Annotated in this window: 13 protein-coding genes; 5 read left to right on the plus strand and 8 right to left on the minus strand. The window is 50.5% G+C overall.

Translation table 11 applies throughout. From position 1 onward, the window contains the following. Positions 1–3: 3 nt before the first annotated feature. A complete protein-coding gene (locus BP71_RS19640) occupies positions 4–1,194 on the minus strand; it encodes a pyridoxal phosphate-dependent aminotransferase (RefSeq protein WP_496382302.1) in 1,191 nt (396 codons plus the stop codon). 301 nt (positions 1,195–1,495) lie between these two features. Here BP71_RS19640 and ytxJ point away from each other — a divergent pair, with 301 nt between their 5' ends. Then, positions 1,496–1,891, plus strand: a complete 396-nt coding sequence (ytxJ, locus tag BP71_RS19645; RefSeq protein WP_496382304.1) for a bacillithiol system redox-active protein YtxJ — start codon at positions 1,496–1,498, stop codon at positions 1,889–1,891. Between the two features lie 123 nt (positions 1,892–2,014). After that, positions 2,015–2,203 (plus strand): hypothetical protein, encoded by a 189-nt coding sequence (locus BP71_RS19650; protein ID WP_496382306.1) that lies wholly within the window; start codon positions 2,015–2,017, stop codon positions 2,201–2,203. A 128-nt stretch (positions 2,204–2,331) separates the two neighbouring features. On the opposite strand, the gene BP71_RS19655 is transcribed toward BP71_RS19650, so the two are convergent. Continuing rightward, positions 2,332–6,084, minus strand: coding sequence for a two-component regulator propeller domain-containing protein (locus tag BP71_RS19655; RefSeq protein ID WP_496382308.1), 3,753 nt, complete (start codon positions 6,082–6,084; stop codon positions 2,332–2,334). A gap of 114 nt (positions 6,085–6,198) precedes the next feature. On the opposite strand from BP71_RS19655, the gene BP71_RS19660 reads away from it, so the two are divergent. Continuing rightward, a complete protein-coding gene (locus BP71_RS19660; RefSeq protein WP_496382310.1) occupies positions 6,199–8,616 on the plus strand; it encodes a TonB-dependent receptor in 2,418 nt (805 codons plus the stop codon). A gap of 89 nt (positions 8,617–8,705) precedes the next feature. Next, the gene (locus BP71_RS19665; RefSeq protein WP_496382312.1) at positions 8,706–10,070 is read left to right on the plus strand and encodes a sensor histidine kinase; all 1,365 of its coding nucleotides are present in this window, start codon (positions 8,706–8,708) and stop codon (positions 10,068–10,070) included. Here the strand turns inward: BP71_RS19665 and BP71_RS19670 are convergent, their stop codons facing one another. Next, positions 10,071–10,436, minus strand: a complete 366-nt coding sequence (locus BP71_RS19670) for a DUF4406 domain-containing protein (protein ID WP_496382314.1) — start codon at positions 10,434–10,436, stop codon at positions 10,071–10,073. Positions 10,437–10,576: 140 nt separating this feature from the next. Here BP71_RS19670 and BP71_RS19675 point away from each other — a divergent pair, with 140 nt between their 5' ends. Next, positions 10,577–11,335 carry a DeoR/GlpR family DNA-binding transcription regulator gene (locus BP71_RS19675; protein WP_496382315.1) on the plus strand — a complete coding sequence of 253 codons (759 nt, stop codon included), beginning with the start codon at positions 10,577–10,579 and terminating at the stop codon, positions 11,333–11,335. Here the strand turns inward: BP71_RS19675 and BP71_RS19680 are convergent, their stop codons facing one another. The 5 genes from BP71_RS19680 to BP71_RS19700 all read right to left on the minus strand — a co-directional run bounded on the left by BP71_RS19680 (position 11,336) and on the right by BP71_RS19700 (position 18,757). Beyond that, a complete protein-coding gene (locus tag BP71_RS19680; RefSeq protein ID WP_496382317.1) occupies positions 11,336–12,076 on the minus strand; it encodes an SDR family oxidoreductase in 741 nt (246 codons plus the stop codon). Between the two features lie 75 nt (positions 12,077–12,151). Further along, a complete protein-coding gene (locus BP71_RS19685) occupies positions 12,152–12,724 on the minus strand; it encodes a Crp/Fnr family transcriptional regulator (RefSeq protein WP_496382319.1) in 573 nt (190 codons plus the stop codon). A gap of 105 nt (positions 12,725–12,829) precedes the next feature. After that, positions 12,830–14,371, minus strand: coding sequence for a RagB/SusD family nutrient uptake outer membrane protein (locus BP71_RS19690; protein WP_496382321.1), 1,542 nt, complete (start codon positions 14,369–14,371; stop codon positions 12,830–12,832). A 13-nt stretch (positions 14,372–14,384) separates the two neighbouring features. Then, on the minus strand, positions 14,385–17,720 hold the full coding sequence (locus tag BP71_RS19695) for a SusC/RagA family TonB-linked outer membrane protein (protein WP_496382323.1): 3,336 nt from the start codon (positions 17,718–17,720) through the stop codon (positions 14,385–14,387). Positions 17,721–17,890: 170 nt separating this feature from the next. Continuing rightward, on the minus strand, positions 17,891–18,757 hold the full coding sequence (locus BP71_RS19700) for a hypothetical protein (RefSeq protein WP_496382325.1): 867 nt from the start codon (positions 18,755–18,757) through the stop codon (positions 17,891–17,893). Positions 18,758–18,811: the final 54 nt, after the last annotated feature.

Raw genomic sequence — 18,811 nt, forward strand, 5'->3', positions numbered from 1 at the left:
CGGCTAACTGATTTCCTGCAATGCACTGACAAACAACTTCATTTCATCTTTAGTCCCTATGCTCACGCGACACCATGGCTTGTCCCGTATGTCCATGGCCTTGACGATAATGCCTTTGTCAACCATCTTTTTCAAAAATTCCTTTCCCGGCATGTTGATCGGAAAAATGACGAAATTGGTATAGGAAGGCACATATTTATATCCCATCGCTTTCAGGCTGTCATAGAGGTAAGCTTTCGCCTCGGTGTTCATTTTCCGGGTGGAATTCTGGAATTCGACATCGTCCATAGCGGCCGTAGCCGCATACACCGACGTGCAGGCTATTCCTGATCCACCTCCTTTGGCCGTCTTCCTGATGGCCTCCAATGTACCGGGCATAGCAGCGATATACCCCACCCGCAGGCCCGCCATACCCATGATCTTCGAGAATGTGCGCGCAATGATCACATTCTTATTTTCCTTCAATAGACTTACCATACTCTTGTTATCGGCACCTTCCACGAGTTCGATATAGGCCTCATCGATAAAAATCGGCACCTTTTCCGAAACCCGGCTGCAAAAGTCGGTCAATGCCTTTGTGGAGGTGACTGCTCCGACAGGATTGTTGGGATTACAGATATAGATGAGCCTGGTATCGTTGTCGATCGCTTTCTCCATGGCATCCAGGTCGTGCGACCAGTCTGATTTACAGGGTACGGGCTTCCAGGTCGCCCCGATCGACTCCGCCACGCGAATGAGCGACATATAAGTAGGATCGGCGGACACGATGTTGCCACCGTCCTTAAATAGCGCCAGCGCTGTTTTTTCAAGCAAATCACCCGAGCCGTTACCCATCATGATATACTCTGCTGTGACGCCTTCCTTTCCAGCGATTTTATCGGTCAGCATTTTCAGCTCTTGTCGTCCGTAGCGATTACCTTTTTCAATCGATTCGGCGATCGCTTTTCGGGCCAGCGGAGGCGGGCCGTATGGATTTTCGTTGGAGCCGATGCGGGCGACCATTTTGGCGAGGTCCGGTTCAGTGTCCAGAAAGTGCCCTCTTACCATGGGACTGTAAAAGATCCGGTTGGACTTGTCGAGCCTGAGAGGCGTACCGGCGAATGCGCCTTCCGCCACGAAAGGTGCTGCGGCTAATGCACCGATGGACGCGAAACCTGATTTTAACAAACTGCGACGGTTGATTTTCTGTACCATACAAAACAAGTTTAGTATTTGAAGTAATAGGAAAATGGATACAGGACTTCTCACAATCCGGGGGTGCAAACCCTGAATTGCATTTCGTGGCAGTGCGGCTACCGGGATTTTGTATGCGGCGGGATTGGCTGCGCATGCTTCAATGAACAGCCATATTCTAAATATAGTCAATCAGAATCTTCGCCCAAAGCCTGGGGAGGAGGAAAAAGCACACCACACTCATTATACTTAAAAAATCTTATTTATCATTTAAATAATACCTGTCTATGAACATGTTAATACTTTTTCAAAATCAATTGGAATGAAAAAAGACTATTTGATTGTTGTCAGGAGAGCAATAACAGATTTCGGAAATAAAAAAGATATGAACTGGATTACGATCAATAGCGAAGAGGAAGTCGATACAATTCACAAGTCACCGGAGTATTCCATTATCTATAAACACAGCCCACGGTGCATGACTAGCCTGATGGCTTACAGGCAACTCAAATCGGAGGTGAACGCTGCATCTGACCTTCTGATTCCCATTTACATTGTGGATGTCGTACAAAACCGGAGAGAGTCGATGGCTATTGCCAATGCTTTCCAGGTTGAGCATGAATCTCCACAAATCCTCGTCGTGAAGAACGGCGAATGCATTTACGACGCATCGCACGAGGACGTATCACTACGCGACTCGCTGGCTTCATTAAACTGATTTACAGCAGAATTCTGCGGACGTCCTCGGCAGTCTGAAAATGTTTCGCAAAAAAATATAATGGATTATTTCCATCGGAATGGATATATTCCATTATATTTGAACCATCAACAGACAAACACCATGGCAGGCCTGCATTATTCGATAGTTTCTGAGAAAATGGTATGGATTTGGTACTATGACGATCTCGGAAACAAGCACCTCAAAGAACTGCTAGCGGATGATGCAGCAGCCTTTGTCAAACGGGAAGAAGCAAAAAAAGCTTTTGAGAGCAGTACTGCAATCGGTGCTGGAACGGAATTTTTAAAGTAATAGCACACACTGATACAGGAAACTTATTAACACTTCATCATCTACAAACGCAAAAGAGCAGCTTCCTGGCTGCTCTTTTTGTGTAAATACCGTATCAACCTAATCCAAAAAACAATAACGGCCCGCGCTTACTTCATCCTCTGAGCAGGGGCTTCGAGGCGGCTTGCCCACTTACTGAGGATGACGACGAGCTCTTCCAGGATGACCGGTTTACTGAAATAATCATCCATTCCAGCCTCAAAACATTTGTCCTTGTCCTGCTGCAATGCATTGGCAGTCATCGCGATGATAAATGGCTGAACAGGGCTTCTCGCCTTGATCTGCCGCGTTGCCTCCAGTCCGTCCATTTGTGGCATCTGCATATCCATCAGAATGACATCGTACTGTACCTCTTCAACCCTCTCGAGTACTTCCAGGCCGTTTTGTACCAGATCGGCTCGGTAACCCAGTTTCGCCAGCGTGTTCATGATCACGATCTGATTGACTTTATTGTCCTCCGCAACCAGAATGGACATCGGGTATTGGAGCGCGAAGTCAGAATGCAATTTTTTCTGCGAAGCATCTGCCTGGACCATCACCGCCTTTTCTTCCGGCGCCCTGGCCGCTACTCCGGCGGAGATCGAGAAACGAAAGATACTTCCGTGGTTCAGCCGGCTTTGCACCTCTATATATCCTCCCATGAGCGTTGTCAGCTGTTCACAAATCACTAATCCAAGCCCCGTCCCACCGTACTGGCGGGTGGTGGAAGAATCCACCTGCGAAAACGGTTTGAACAACCTGTCGAGTTTGTCTTCGGCAATGCCAATCCCGGTGTCGGCCACATCGAAACCGAGGGTGACCGACTCTCCCCTGCGTGCGATCACATATACGTGCACATTCACTTCGCCCTCCGGTGTAAATTTCACAGCATTGCCCACCAGATTGGTAAGCACCTGCCCAAGCCTCAGACGGTCTCCAATAATCCATGCGGGCACTTCCTCGTCGATCTTCAACACAACATCCAAATGCGTTGATGCCGCCTTAGCCCTGAACACCTCTATTACATCACTGACATAAGTTCTCAGTCCAAACTCCTTTTCTTCGAGCTCCATGTTGCCGGACTCGATCTTCGATACATCCAGAATATCATTGATCACATTAAGCAGGCCCTCTCCCGAAAGCTGGATCGATTTTGTGAAAGCCCGCTGCTCTTCGGTCAGATCCGTTTCAGCGAGCAGCGAAGCCAGGCCGATAACCCCGTTCATCGGTGTCCGGATTTCATGGCTCATCGTGGCAAGAAACGAGCTTTTTGCACGATTGGCCAGTTCGGCCTTTTGAACCGCCTGTTGCTGTTCTTCAATGGCGCGTTCAAGCTGGGTCGTCCGCTCCTGGATCTGGCGTTCGAGCACCCTTTTCTGTTTTCGGATCGTGTACGTTCTGATCTGATACACCGCGGTGACCAGGCCTGCCAGCAGCACCAGACACAAAAGCCTGAACCACCACGTCAGCCAGAAAGGTGGTGTAATGATCAGTTTAACGGCGATTCCTTTTTCGTTCCATACACCATCATTGTTGGAAGCTTTTACTTTGAAAATGTACGTACCAGGGTCCAAATTCGTGTAGGTTGCGGTACGCTTGTTGCCAATGTAATTCCAATTATCGTCGAAACCTTCCAGCTTATACGCATACTGGTTCATTTGAGGAAAAGTATAGCTCAATGACGCAAACTCGAAGGTAACGACCGACTGGTCGTAATGCAGCATCACTTGTTTTGCCTCGCTGACCTGCTGTTTCAGAACGCTATCTCCCCGACCAGCTGTGACCGGCCTGTTGAAAATCAGGAGGTCGGTCAGGTACACCGGCGGCACGAAGTCATTATATCGCATGCTATCGGGATAGAAGCTGATGAAGCCGTTTACTCCTCCGAAGTACATCTGTCCGTCACTAGTCTGAAACCGGGAATTATCCCGAAACTCATTGCCCGGCAGGCCATCGGAGATCCCGAAATTCCGGAAAGTCCTGGTCGTCGGGTTGAACCTGGAAATGCCCTTGTTTGTACTGACCCACAAATTCCCTTTGTGGTCTTGCTGAATAGCGAAAACGACATTGCTGGCCAGGCCGTCTTTTTCGGTATAGGACCGAAATTTCCCTTTTCTGCGGTCAAAATAGCAAAGTCCGCCGCCGATCGTACCGATCCAGAGATCACCATTGGTCGCTTCCAGAATCGACTGGATCTTGTTGTGCGAAATGCTGCCGGGGTCTCCCGGATCGTTGCGGTAATGCCTGAAACCATTGCGATCGGGCAGCAACAGATCGAGACCATTCAATGTGCCTACCCAGATATCCCCCTTTTTGTCCTGAAATACCGTGGTAACGATGTCGCCACTGATGCTCCCTGCATCAAAGTTGTCATGACGATAGTGACGAAACTTCTTCGTTTTGATATCATAATGGTTTAAACCGCCCTTCCAGGTTCCAAGCCACAGACTACCATCCCGGTCCCGTGTCATATTATTCACATCGGAAATAGAGAGGCTGTTCTGGTTGTTCTCATGCGGCATATGGTGCTCTATCTCGCCCGTTTTTACATTCAAAAGGTCGAATCCCCCATTATGAAAACCCAAACCCAATATATCCCTGGCCACCCAGGTGACTGCGATCACATAGTCATTGCTGATCGAACGCGGATCGCCTTCCCTATGCCTGTAAAAACTGAACGATTTTGTTTTGCGATCAAACCGGTTAAGGCCTCCCCCGTCTGTCCCGATCCAGATATCATTGCCCGTACTGTCCCCACAAATAGCCAGCACCGTATTGTTGCTAAGGCTGTTTGGATTCGCTACTTTGCTCCGGTAAGAGGTAAACTTGGGCCCGAACTTAGGCAGGAAATTCACACCTCCGGCATAGGTTCCGATCCAGATATTCTCGGCATTATCCCTATAAATAGCATAAACTGAGTTGTTGCTCAGCGAATTGCGATCATCCGGATCGTTCTTTAAAATGGTAAACTTTCCCGTTGCGGGGTCATAGATACTCACGCCGCCATTTTCCGTGCCAATCCACAGTCTGCCCAGCTTGTCTTCCATCATCGACAGGATATCGTCATGGCTCACCCCCGACGGGTTGGCAAGATCGTAGACAAAATTTCGCTCCACTTTGCCGGACGGCCCCAGCACCACCACTCCGCCGCCATGCGTGCCTACCCACAGGTTACCCTTCCGGTCGCGGTGCAGTACTTTTACCCAGTCTGACTTCCTGCTATTGCCTTCGCGCAATACATCCCGAAAGGAACTGTATCCGCCAGATGCAATATCCAGCTGAAATAGACCTTTCTCAGTTCCTACCCACAACACATATCCGTCCCCCTCGGCAATGCTCGTCACGAATTCACTACCGGCAACTGCATCCGGACCCAGATATCTGAACAGCTGGTAGGAACGGCGTGTCCGGTCAAACAGGTACAATCCATGGTCGGTACCGAGCCAGATACGGCTACGGCTATCCCTGAATATGGTATGCACTGCGAGATTCTTGCCTGGATGCGGGTAATGGACGAACTGGTCGCTGGCGCGATCGTAATGGTCGAGCCCGGTCGATGTGCCCACCCACATCTCACCCGCTTCATCTTCGAGCAGTGATAATATGAAACTGTCATGAATGGATCCCGGGGTATCGGGGTCGTGCTTGTAGTGCGTGTATTTATAACCGTCAAACCGGTTGAGCCCGTCTTCCGTCGCAAACCACATAAACCCACGCCGGTCTTTCAGGATCGCACTGACATGACTTTGCGATAATCCCTGGTCGGTGGTAAGTCGCCTGAACCTGCGCGCGAACTCCTGCGCACAACAAATTTGAAAGCATAAGAGGTGTAGCACAATGACCCCGTAGCCGATAGCTTTCATGGGTACTTCAATTCAATTCGACATAGAAACGTTGACTAAAAATAGAAAAATAAACAGCCAATGCAACATTAAAAGTCTTTCTTACTCTTTGCCGTATACGAATATTAGCCATTTATGAAAAAAACACTACTCTACCTGCTAATTCATGGATTCTCCCTTACCGGCTTCGCACAGACTTTTACCGTCAGCGGGATCGTCAGAAATCACCAAAACGAAGCGATCGGCTTCGCCGCCATTTCGATCAATCAGGCAAAAGATTCCTCACTCGTAAAGGCCGACGTAGCCGACGAACACGGTTCGTTCAAGATCGCAAACATTCCCGACGGCAAATACTTCCTGCGCATTTCGGCTGTGGGCCAGCAAATGTATCACTCGGATGCATTTCAGGTGGCCGGTCACGATGTGAGAATACCGGAAATCCGCATGGCTCCGGAAACGCGGCAACTGAACGAGGTAAAGGTCACCGGCACCAAACCCCTTATCGAAGTAAAAAATGACAGGATGGTTTTCAATGTCGAAGCGAGCATTAACGCCACAGGCTCCAATGCGCTGGAATTGCTGCAACGCTCACCCGGTGTGCAGGTAGACCGGGACGAAAACATTCTGGTAAGGGGTAAAACCGGCGTCCGCATTTACATCGACGGGCGCCCATCGCCATTGAGCGGAAAGGATCTGGCCTCGACATTAAAAAGCATGAATTCCGCGGATATCGAGGCGATCGAAATCATTACAAACCCCTCCGCCAAGTTCGATGCGGCAGGAGATCTCGGGATCATCAATATCCGGCTGAGAAAGAATGCGAAGCTGGGTACAAACGGTAATCTCAGCCTGGGCGGGATGTTTGGAATCTCGCCCAAATACAATGCTTCGCTGAACCTGAACCACCGCGACAAGAAGGTCAATATCTTCGGGAACTACGGCTTCAACCAGGGCGCCTGGCATAATACGACCTACGACGATCAGATTTTGAACCATGTGGCTTACAACAAGGTATGGCACGGTGTGTGGCGCGACACCAGCCACAATGCCAAGATCGGCGCCGATTACTTTATCGACTCCAAAAATACATTGGGCTTCCATGTAAACGGGCGGATCAGCAATCACAATGGCGGTGGTGAAAGCGAGACATTTATCAGCAAGCGGATGAACCTTACAGCCGACTCTCTGCTGCTTTCGTCCCAAACGTCCAACCCGGAGAAAAACAAAAACCTGAACGCGAACCTCAATTACCGGTATGCCGATACCACCGGTCACGAGCTCAACATCGATGCGGATTATGGCCGGTTCTCTTCCCGCGGCATTAGCTATCAGCCCAATAAATACTTTTTCAAAACCACCAGCGATAAGCCGCTCGAACGGAATTACGTAAGCAAAACGCCCGTGGATATCACGATCAAATCGTTCAAGGTCGATTATGAACAGCCATTCAAAAAAGGCAAGCTCGGCTATGGGATGAAACTGTCCGACGTCAAGTCTGATAACACATTTAACTTTTACAATGTGCTGCAAAACACGGAAGTGATCGATACCAACCGCAGCAACCGGTTTAAATACCTTGAAAGAGTTTACGCGGGGTATATTAATTACAATGTTTCGCTGGGTAAAAAATGGGACCTGCAGGCCGGCCTCCGTGCCGAACACACCAAATCGCTGGGTGACCTGACGAGCTACAAGCATAACGACCTGGATAAAGTGGATACGACGTATCTGAATTTCTTCCCCAGTGGCGCATTGTCCTTCAAAGCATCAAAGAATCACACCTGGAACCTGAATTACAGCCGCAGGATCAACCGGCCCAGCTACCAGAACCTAAACCCGTTCGAGTACCGTATCGACGAGCTTGTTTATTCGAAGGGAAATCCTTTTCTCAAACCGGAATATGCCAATAGCTTCAAACTGACGCACGTTTACAAAGCCAAACTGACCACTTCATTCGGGTACCGCCGGACTAAATTCCCCGTGGTGGGCCTGCGCATTCCCTATGACAGCAGCAGGACCTATTTCATCACTCAAAACCTGGATTATTCGCAGGGCTTCAGCCTGGACGTCAGCATTACTACGCCCATTACGAAATGGTGGGAGATCTACTTCAATTTCAGCGGTTATCACAACCTGTGGCGGGCCGCACTGGACAACGGCATCATCGTCAACAACCGCACCACCGCATTCAATTTCAATGCGCAGAATACTTTTAAGCTTAAAAACAACTGGACGCTAGAACTGAGCGGCTGGTACAATTCGCCTTACCGTCGCATTGACTACAACTGGCAAATGGGCATGATGGACGCCGGGGTGCAGAAAAAGTTCTGGAAGGAAAACGCGAGCCTGAAAGTTTCATTCAGCGACATTTTCCATACCGCACGTGGCGGCTACACGTCGGCATACGCGGGCATCGAAACACGCCTGCGATTCCGTTTCGAGGGCAGGATGCTGCGGGTTAACTTCAATTATCGCTTCGGAAGCAAGGAAATCAAGGCGGCCCGTAACCGGAGATCGGGATCTGAGGATGAACTCAACCGCATAAAAGGATGATCAATCTCCACAAATCAATTAATATTAATTCTACCAATGCATAATGAAAACGGGAGGCTTATATTTGCAGGAAAGAAACCCTACACGTCTTGCCTTCCAGATCTTCACTCTATCAGCTATGGTCTAAACTGTCCGGTGACCCGTTGGAATTTCCACTGAATGCACGGATCTTCCACTCGGTCTGCCTCATCTCGATCTTTGCGCTGAGCTATAATGTCCCTTTCAACTATGCGATCGGCCTGCCCAAAATTGCGCTGGCCAGTCTGATCGTATTGTTGATCGCCATCGCATTGTATTATGCTTCACGATTCCGCAATTACGTGAGTATCAGCATTCTGCTTGCCAACATTGTCGGGATCAGCCTGTTTGTGGTCAACTATTTCCTGAATTCGGGCCTGCAGGGCCCTACCGACTTGTTTTTTTTGCTTTTCCTGCTGCTCAGCATCGCGATCAGCCCTTCGGATCAGTATAAGATCTGGATCCCGATCAATGTGACGATCCTGTTGATCCTCAATCTCATGGAGTACTATTACCCCTACCTGGTACCGGATACTTATACCAGCCGCTCCAACCGATTTGTTGATCATATGTCGGCCTATGCCGTGGTCGCTGCCATCACCTATTTTTGTATCGACTACATCCGGAACAGCTACGAACAGGAACGAGCTTCAACGCTCGAGAAATCGCGGGCGATCGAGAAACAAAATGAGCAGATCGTCAAACAGAATGAAGAGCTGGAAAAACTGAATGCCGAAAAGAACAAGCTGATGTCCATCGTTGCACACGACCTGCGCTCACCGCTGGGCAGCATTCAGAACTTTCTCGAACTGCTTACCCAGCACGACCTGAACGAGGAGCAAAAACTTGACATCGAGAACGACTTGCTCAATTCGACAAAAAATACGATGGCCATGCTTTCCAAGCTCCTGGACTGGTCGAAATCACAGCTTCACGGGGTGTCCACGCATTTGGAATTCCTCAACCTGGATACCCTTTTCGAGTCTACGCTCAATCTGGAACGGAACATCGCCGCACGCAAAAGCATCAACCTCGAATCCTACTTCGACCCATCGGCCAGGATTTATGCCGACAGCGACATGATGCAGCTGATCTTGCGTAACATCGTGGGCAATGCAATCAAGTTCACGCCGATGGGCGGGCGGATCACCGTCAAAGGTGAGATGCAGGACAGCCATTGCCTGATCTCGGTCTGCGATAACGGTATTGGCATGTCACCCGAGAAACAGAAATCGATATTCTCCCTCCATGTGGAGTCTACCTTCGGAACCAACAACGAAAAAGGTGCCGGATTGGGGCTGATGCTTTGCATGGAGTTCATCAAAGCGCAAAATGGAAAGATCTGGCTGGAAAGCGAACCCGGACAGGGCACCTGTTTTTACATCTCGATCCCGATGTATAACAAGAATATGGCTCACCAGCCCAATCTGCTGTAATCAGGCGCAGCCGGGAACCTCGGCGAGGTGATAGAAAATCTGTAATCCCCGCTCCTTCCCTATCCTGACATCCTCATCGGCCCCTTTCGAATCTCCTTCGAGACGGAGGATCGCATCGCATTTTTGTAACAGCCTGCCCGCAACCGGATACAGGATTTCTTCATAGGGTCCATCACCCGGCACTTTCGAGCCCGCCAGTTTCAGCAATGGCAGTGCCACCCATTCCCCGATCACCGGCAAATGTCCGGCGCGAAACAGAGACAATGTCACCGATTCGAGCTTGTCCAGGTTTTGACGCATCAGAACAGCATCGTCACCAGTACCTGACCGGTACGGCCCGGCTACGAGAATCATTAATCCACTCATAAAATTTGATTTAAAATTAACCGATTTTACAAAACTGATCAAATATGCTACTTTTGGCAGGCATCAGGCCATTCAAAGCTAATAGGTTTGATTATTTTTAATCAATTTTGATTATTTTTGATCAAAAGTAAACAATTACGATGAACTTCCAAGAACGTAAAAAGAAAATTCTCGCCGCACTCAACGGCTCGGAGAGCCTGAGCGTGTTTGAGCTGGCAGAAATCCTGGAAGCCTCACCCGCCACTATCCGCCGCGACCTGGCCGATATTGCGGACGAAGGCCTGCTCGTGCGGACGCATGGAGGCGCCATGAAAATGGAAAACCCGGTACTGACCGGGTTTTCAGAGAAATCGGGTGTAAACAACGCGGGGAAAACACGGATCGCCGAAAAAGCCGCATCTTATGTAATGGATGGTGATACGATCTTCCTCGACTGTGGCAGTACGGTGTTCGGAATGTGCCGTTTCCTCAAAAAGAAAAACATCCGGGTCATCACCAATTCACTACCGATCCTTTCCGAGCTCATCGACGTGCCTTCGATCCACATTAACCTGATCGGCGGTGAGCTCAACAAGGCTCGCAAAGCGATACACGGCGACAAGGCCGTTCAGCATATCCATAGCTACCACGCGCACAAGGCTTTCATTGGTGTCGACGGCATTTCTGCCGAAAACGGCCTGACAGCGCATAGTGAGCACGAGTCCAGCATCACAACAGCGTTTATCCGCAATGCGGGGCAGACGGTCCTGCTTTGTGATGCTTCGAAAATAGGAAAAGACAGCTATATCAAATTTGCGGGACTGGCGGAGATCCATACCCTTATCACCGATGCCGGCGATGAAGCACCGGGCGTAAAGGCGCTGCGGCAACAAGGCCTGCAGGTAGTGGAGGCCCGGTGATCAAACCAGTACGGCACCTCCGTCGGTCACCAGGATCTGTCCGGTGACAAAGGGTTGCTTCATGAGGTAAAGATAGGTTTGCGCAAGCTGGCTTGCTTCACCCACGTGACGCACGGGAAGCGCCCCGGCGATCTGGCCGTAGAATGCATCGCGCTCGGCATCGGCCATTCCCGACCACAAATTAGTGCGGATCACACCGGGTGAAACAAGATTTACGCGCAATGGGGCCAGTTCAACCGCCATGGCGCGGGTAAAACCTTCCATAGCCGCGCAAATACTCGCCCCTACCGACCAACCCGCATTCGGGCGCGGGCTTGCGATCCCGCCGGTGAGCACGATAGAACCACCCGCATTGATACGCGGGGCCGCATGCTTCACCGCCATGAACGCACCCCAATACCGGAGATTGAAAAACGAACGCGCGGCGGCGAGCTCCGTTTCGCTCAGGTTACCGAGCAGCAGGCTTTCCCCTGCTGTAAAAACCAGGTGATCCAATATCCCGATTTCATCAAAAAGCCGCTGGATGGCCGCTTCATCGGACAAATCGGCCTGCATTCCCAAGCCGGTCCCCGGCAGCTCCGCCACAGCCTTCTGAATGCGGGCTGCGTTACTCGATACGATCACGACGTGTGCACCTTCGGCGGCGGTCGCTCTGGCAGTGGCCAGTCCCATTCCCGAGCTCCCACCCAGGATCACTACTTTTTTACCCGTAAGTGATGGGGTTTGATTTGCTGTTTCCATTATGGTAAATGTTTTGACAGCACAAATTTCCCTCAGCAGGCTGCCGTTCCACTTAACAAATGGTAAAAAGCGATTTCAACGTAAATTTCGCCGTATCCGACTGAGCGATTGAGGAGTAATGCCGAGATACGAAGCAATGTCGGCCAACGGGACGCGCGTGGCAATGTCCGACTGGCGCATCAGAAATTGCTGGTAACGCGTGGCTGAATCCTGCCCCAGATAAGCGTTCCGGGTCTGGATCTTTTCCAGCAGGCCGCGATTGGTGACCGTATCGATCACGCTCTTCAGGTACGGCACGCGCGTGTAAAGCGTAAGCAGCTCGGCCCTGCCTATGACCAATACCTGCGCAGGGCAGGCTGCACAAATGCTTTCATGGGCCGCAACCTGGTTATTGAAGCTGTTGAGAATGGTGCAAAACTGGTTCTCCTTTAAAAAATAATGCGTCACTTCATTTCCCTTTTCATTCGTCACCATAATGCGCAGGACGCCATTCAGGACAAAAAACAGCTCCTGGCAAATCTTTCCGCCACCGAACAAAACATCCCCTTCCCGAAAATCCTTCACAGTAAATGCACTCCGGATCAGTTCCTGGTCCGGGGACAGGATCGCATGGGTCAATTGCAGGAACGAGATGAGTCGGTGCGGCATCGCAATGAAGACTGATAAATCATCCAAATATAGATGATCACATTTCAAAACAAAATGCCCTGCATCGTTCGTCGACACAGGGCATTGTTACAGCGAGTTGAATAGTTAGTATCCTTCGTTTTGGTACATTTTCTCCGGATTCAATTTGTATTCGTCAAACGGAATGGGGTAATAGCGGTCCTTCTTGCCGAAACTGTTCAGCTTCGCGATGCCGAAATTCTCCTGTTTTTTACTTTTAAAATAGGCTACAAGCTCGTCGGTAGTGAAAGCCCGCAGCAGATCGAACCAACGATGATTTTCAAAAGCAAGCTCCACGCGGCGCTCGTGCAGGATCGCCAGTTTCAATGTAGGATACTTCGCCGCATAAGCCGCATCCGTTTTCGCGACAGCATACCTGGGCATACCCGCACGCTCACGTACCTGATCCAGGAAGCCGATTGCCGCCGTTTCATCCCCGAGCTGCATATTGACCTCGGCCAGCATCAGGATCACATCCGCGTACCGGATCAGGATCCAGTCGTTCCCGCCGTAACCGTTCGTAGTTGCAGCCGAACTCGCGTCGCGGTATTTGGTAATGAAGTAATCTTTCACGATCGGATCGTTGGCGTATTTAATGGAGAAATCCTTTCTCAGATCCCCTTCTTCATAATCGAGCACCAGATCCGGGGTTACATTGCCTCCCGATCCGGCCGAAGCAAACAGCGAGTTGATCGTCTCCCCCTTTGCCTGGTTGTTACGGGCAATGGAGGATGAATAGTTGATATCGCCCTGTTTGTTCACCACCTGGAAGATGATCTCCGCATTGGTCGATTTTTTTGCCACATCAAACACATCGGCATAAGGAACATCTTTCAGAGTTCCGAATGAACGCAGGTTATAGGAAGCCGTCAGGTACTTTTTAGCCTCGGTGAGGTTGGCAGTACGGTTGGCTGCATCCAGCGTGGTTGCCATCGTCAGGTACACTTGCCCCAGCAATGCATTGACTGCATTTTTGGTCACACGTCCTTTGGTATTGGCCGTCTGGTTGTCAGGCAATGTCGACCCCACGGCATCTTTCAGATCGGCCACAATTTGCGCATACACCACATCCTGCCTGGCACGGAAAGTGGCTGCCGCCACTTCTTCGGTACTCAGCAGCTCGGTGGTTACCAAAGGCACATCCCCCCATTTGCGCACGAGGTGGAAGTAGGTCAATGCACGGATAAACTTCGCTTCTGCCTTATACTGTTCTTTCAGGTCGTTGTTGGTGAAAGTCACTTTTTCTATCCCAGCAAGCACCTGGTTACAACGTGTTACCATCTGGAACAGCACCAGCCAGTGCGATTTCAGGTAGGTATTACTCGGCAGCAAGGAAAAGTCATTGAACTGAAATGGCTCACCCGCATTAGACTGGTTATCGTTCCGCCCGGTGTTGTCCGACCGCTCCTCGCTGAACAGTCCGCTGTTTTCACCAATACCGTTGCCATCGCGAAGCGAGTTGTAGATACCGTTCACGGCCAGGAGCACATCGCTCTCCGTTCTGTAATAAGTGGGCGCCGAAACCGCGTTGGGATTTTCCTGGTCGATGAAATCTGTCGAGCAGCTTGCCAGGAACACCAGCCCACAGGCAGAAAATACTGTTTGGATAATATGTTTACGCTTGATCATCTCTCTCTACTGCTTAAAATGTAATGCGTGCTCCGATGTTGTATGCACGTGCGAGCGGATACTTTCCGTAATCAACGCCCGGTGTCAGGTTTGCCCCGTTGTTATAGTCTACCTCGGGGTTGTAGCCGAGGTATTTGGTCAATGTGAATGCATTGTCAACGCCGACGTACAACCGCAACGCGCTCACCGCATTGTTGGTCAGCTTGCCGATCTGCGGCATGTTGTAGCCCAATGTCAGGTTGGTGCATCTCAGGAATGAGCCGTTCTGCAAGTAGAAAGTCGACAGACGCGTGCTGTTGCTTTGTGTTCCGCCACGGGACGCGCGATAAACCTGCCCGTTCCCCGGCTGTGCTTCCGAACGGTAACGGTTCACCACTTTTTTGTACTGGTTACCCGACCCTTCCATATTGAACAGGTAGTAATCCTGTCCGTCCAGCACCTTGTTGCCGTATGTTCCGTTAAATGAAGAACTGAAATCGAAATTTTTGTAGCTCGCCGTGATCGCGAAGCCATAGGTAAACTTGGCATGCGGACTGCCGATCACCCGCTTGTCGGCATCATTCACGACGCCGTCATTGTTAACGTCTTCAAAGTAAAGGTCTCCCGGACGTAACGGGTTAGTGGAAGCCGTCGAACGCGCAGGCCCTTTGAGCTGGTAGCCAGCCGGGTACGATTGTGTGGATGCATTGTAAGCCGCATTGTCGGCAGCAAGGTTCTCCATATCCGATTCGCGCACCATTCCTTTTACTTTAAAGCCATAAAACATACCGATCGGCTGGCCCTCCTGGGTAATGTGGGTGAGATAGGACCGCTCGGCACCGCTTGAATAGATGGTGCTCGCCCCCCCCATATCAAGGACCTTGTTGCGGTTTACAGAGATGTTTCCGCTTACGTTCAGGTCGAAATCCTGGGTCGAAACCACCCGGGCATCGATTTGCAGGTCGATCCCCTTGTTCTGAACCTTGGAATTGCTCAGGTTCGTAAGAATGGAAGACGCACCCGAGATCGCCGACAGTGGCTGGTTGAACAGCAGGTTGAAAGAACGGCTCAAATAGTAGTTACCCATGACCGACAAACGATCATCGAACAAGCCGAGGTCAAACCCGAGGTTGTACTGTGAGGTCGATTCCCAGCCCAGGTTCAGGTCTTTGATACCTGTCGCCCACATGGCCGTATTCACCGAGCCATTTCCAAACACCACTCCGCCGGGAGCAGCCATGGTTTGCAGGAAATTGTAGTTACCGATGTTGTTGTTACCGCTCAATCCCCAGCTTGCGCGCAGTTTCAGCGTCGAACTATTACCCAATGCATCCTTGTAAAATGGTTCATTGGAGATATTCCACCCAGCCGACACCGACGGGAAGTTACCCCAGCGATTATTCGGGCCGAACCGCGAAGATCCATCCGTTCTGAATGTGGCGGTCAGGTAATACTTGCTGTCATAGCTGTACACGGCGCGGGCGAGGTAAGAGAGCAATGTCCAGTTAACCTTACCGGTCGCGTCGGTCCCTGTATTCAGCGACAAATTGGTGGCATCGGCACCCTTACCGGTGATTTCCTCGATACGGTCATTGGAGAATCCGCGTGCGGTTACGGAAATGATGTCCCGGTTGTTTTCCTGCGCGGTGTAACCGATCAACCCGTCGATATTATGCTTGCCAAACTGCTTTTTGTAGTTCAATGTAAACTCGGCCAGCTTATCCATCTGGGTTGTCATCATCGACAATGCATTCGCCGCCGCGATGGCCTGGGGCGATCCGGGAGGATTGGCGCCGCTGCTTAGGCTTGTGGGAGAATAATATTCGTATTTCTCATTGTAGGTCTGCAAACCCAGGTTTACTTTAAAATGCAGATCAGGAATGACCTCGTAATCCGCGAAGCCGCTGAATGTGCCACGTTGTCCTTTGCGGTTAATGTGCGTTTCAGTGGCTAATGCAACCGGGTTTTCAATCGACTGGTAACCGTAGCCGGAGCTCAATGCAGCTGCTTCGTTCTTGGCCAGCGATCCGTCTGCATTGTAAGCCTTGAAAATGGGCATATAAATCAAGGCACCCAGAATAGGCCCCTGGTTGAAGCGGCCTTCCTGCACTTCACGGTTGGTATTATAGGTAAATGCCAGGTTGGCACCCACTTTCAGTTTTTTGTTCATATCGGCGTCGACGTTGGTACGGAAGTTGGTACGCTGCTGCCCCGTGCTGAGAATGATCCCTTGCTGGTTGAGCTGCCCTCCGCTGATCGCGTAGCGCAGGCCGTTCTTACCGCCTGAGAATGAAACATTATGCCGATGCACCGGCGCATTGCGATACAATTCATTCTGCCAATCGGTATTGTATTTGGGAGTGATCAGCTTCTGTCCGGCGAAGTCGTAAAGATCTGTTGGAATACTGACAGAGCCCGCGTTACCCACGTTTTTGATACGGGTCGCATTGTCGTCGGAGTACATGGCAGCGGTCCAGGTCTTTCCCGCATTCACCATCAGGTCGCGGTAGCTCGCGTTACGGCCATCGATCATCAGCTGCCCGAATTCGGACGCGTTCAGCAGGTCTACCTTCTTGCTCAGCTGGTGGATACCAAACTGATACTCATATTCCAGCCTGCCTTTTCCTTCCTTACCTCTTTTTGTCGTGATCAGCACCACGCCCCCGGCTGCCCGCGAACCATAAATAGCCGCCGAAGCCGCATCTTTCAGGATATCGATCGATTCGATATCATTGGGATTAATAAAAACGTCGTTACCCGCCGGGTATCCATCGACTACATACAAAGGATCGGAACTCGCATTCACGGAGCCCACACCCCGCACCCGGATCTTCGTGCCCACGTAAGGCGCCCCGCTCACCTGCGAGATCTGCACACCTGCAACCTTACCAACCAATGCCTGGCCGACGGTCGGTGTACTCAGGTTAAGCTCTTTGGCCTTCACACTTGAAATCGCCCCAGTAAGATCGCTTTTGCGCATGGTCTGATAACCCACCGCTACGAACTCGTTCAGCATCATAGCGTCCTGCTTCAGAGTAATGGCTAACGGCGCATTGCCCGAAACGACCTCCTCCTGAGCGATAAAGCCGACAAATGAAAATACAATCGTTGCACCCGAGCCCGTTTCGAGCGAGAAACTCCCTGCGGCATCGGTTACCGTACCTTTGTTGGTCCCTTTTTCCAAAACCGTCACACCCAGCAACGGCTGACCTGTCTCATCCACCACCTTACCCGTCACGGTCAAAGCGCGGGTAGGCCTTTCAAACATCATCCGGCCTTTATTACCGGAAGCCACTGCATGCCTGCCCGGACTGAAAACCAGGATACCTGTCATGACCAACGGAACAATTGGCAGTATCAGTTTCTTCATAATAGCTCTAAAAAATTTAACAAAAACAAGAAAATACCACACATTTCGCTTTCAACTCTCTGCGCATAGTGCCAGAAAAATCGAGCACGAAAGTACTTTTTGACTATTAAGCCAATGGAATGTGTCTATTATGAAAATGTAAAATTTTAAAGAACCACCGATTCGACACCCTACCAATGCATGGCCATCTGGTGCACGTTGTTTTTGCGGGAAGAATTGACTGCGATACCTCGGGAATTACCTGTCAACGTAAAACCTTCCAGTTCATCCGCCTTGTCGATATCCACCGACCGAAGGATCACCTGCTCCCCTTTTTCCGATGACTTTTTAAGATCGACAAATGTGAACCGCCACTTTCTCCCTTCGATTTGGTTTTGAATGAGCACCAATACCCCTTTCCCGGCTACCCAATGCAGGTTCTGGACCCAGGGCCCGCAGCTGAATTTCTTCACCAGTACACCCGGCTCACTCGTCTTTCCTGCTTTTTGTAATGCCTCGGGATCATACAGGCGTACTTCATTACCCTTGTCGCCATAATCGGCCGTAGCCACATACCATTTACCATCGTACTCCACGTATTCCGGCCTGGTACCCTGAACGCACGCATCATCCTCGATTGTATGGATCAGATTACCGTCGAGACTGCCGGATTTCAGCATATTCTTCCAGTTTACCTGGTAGATCTCCGCCTTCCACAAAGTCCCTTCGGCATTGAGGCGAATGCTGTTGCCAATAAAAACCGGCAGGTCACCATGGCGCGCGATGCCTGTCGGGTGGTTAATCAGATCTTTCCCTTCCAACGTCAGCCGGATTTCTTTCCCCTGATAATGCAGAGAATCAGCACCCAGGTTGTACTCCCGTATCATCCCCACTTCGCGGTCGCCATAGAGATACACTTTGCCATCCATAAAAGATGCTCCCTGCCATGCGCCGAGCGAATCGACAGTGTGAGACGAAACGAGCGAAATATCCGGTCTGTCCGGCTGGATGAATGCAGGAATGGCAGCCACGGCCAGTAATTTTACCAGTGATTTCATGATTTGGTTAAAAAATGCGGGTGCGGAGGTCTGCTCCGCACCCGCAACGCTGGT

The sequence above is a fragment of the Dyadobacter ginsengisoli DSM 21015 genome, from assembly GCF_059568735.1.

What these genes read in the sequence shown, in the direction of transcription:
- BP71_RS19640 (WP_496382302.1), bottom strand. Translation starts at nt 1,194, where the DNA reads ATGGTACAGAAAATCAACCGTCGCAGTTTGTTAAAATCAGGTTTCGCG.
- ytxJ (WP_496382304.1), top strand. Translation starts at nt 1,496, where the DNA reads ATGAAAAAAGACTATTTGATTGTTGTCAGGAGAGCAATAACAGATTTC.
- BP71_RS19650 (WP_496382306.1), top strand. Translation starts at nt 2,015, where the DNA reads ATGGCAGGCCTGCATTATTCGATAGTTTCTGAGAAAATGGTATGGATT.
- BP71_RS19655 (WP_496382308.1), bottom strand. Translation starts at nt 6,084, where the DNA reads ATGAAAGCTATCGGCTACGGGGTCATTGTGCTACACCTCTTATGCTTT.
- BP71_RS19660 (WP_496382310.1), top strand. Translation starts at nt 6,199, where the DNA reads ATGAAAAAAACACTACTCTACCTGCTAATTCATGGATTCTCCCTTACC.
- BP71_RS19670 (WP_496382314.1), bottom strand. Translation starts at nt 10,436, where the DNA reads ATGAGTGGATTAATGATTCTCGTAGCCGGGCCGTACCGGTCAGGTACT.
- BP71_RS19675 (WP_496382315.1), top strand. Translation starts at nt 10,577, where the DNA reads ATGAACTTCCAAGAACGTAAAAAGAAAATTCTCGCCGCACTCAACGGC.
- BP71_RS19680 (WP_496382317.1), bottom strand. Translation starts at nt 12,076, where the DNA reads ATGGAAACAGCAAATCAAACCCCATCACTTACGGGTAAAAAAGTAGTG.
- BP71_RS19685 (WP_496382319.1), bottom strand. Translation starts at nt 12,724, where the DNA reads ATGCCGCACCGACTCATCTCGTTCCTGCAATTGACCCATGCGATCCTG.
- BP71_RS19690 (WP_496382321.1), bottom strand. Translation starts at nt 14,371, where the DNA reads ATGATCAAGCGTAAACATATTATCCAAACAGTATTTTCTGCCTGTGGG.
- BP71_RS19695 (WP_496382323.1), bottom strand. Translation starts at nt 17,720, where the DNA reads ATGAAGAAACTGATACTGCCAATTGTTCCGTTGGTCATGACAGGTATC.
- BP71_RS19700 (WP_496382325.1), bottom strand. Translation starts at nt 18,757, where the DNA reads ATGAAATCACTGGTAAAATTACTGGCCGTGGCTGCCATTCCTGCATTC.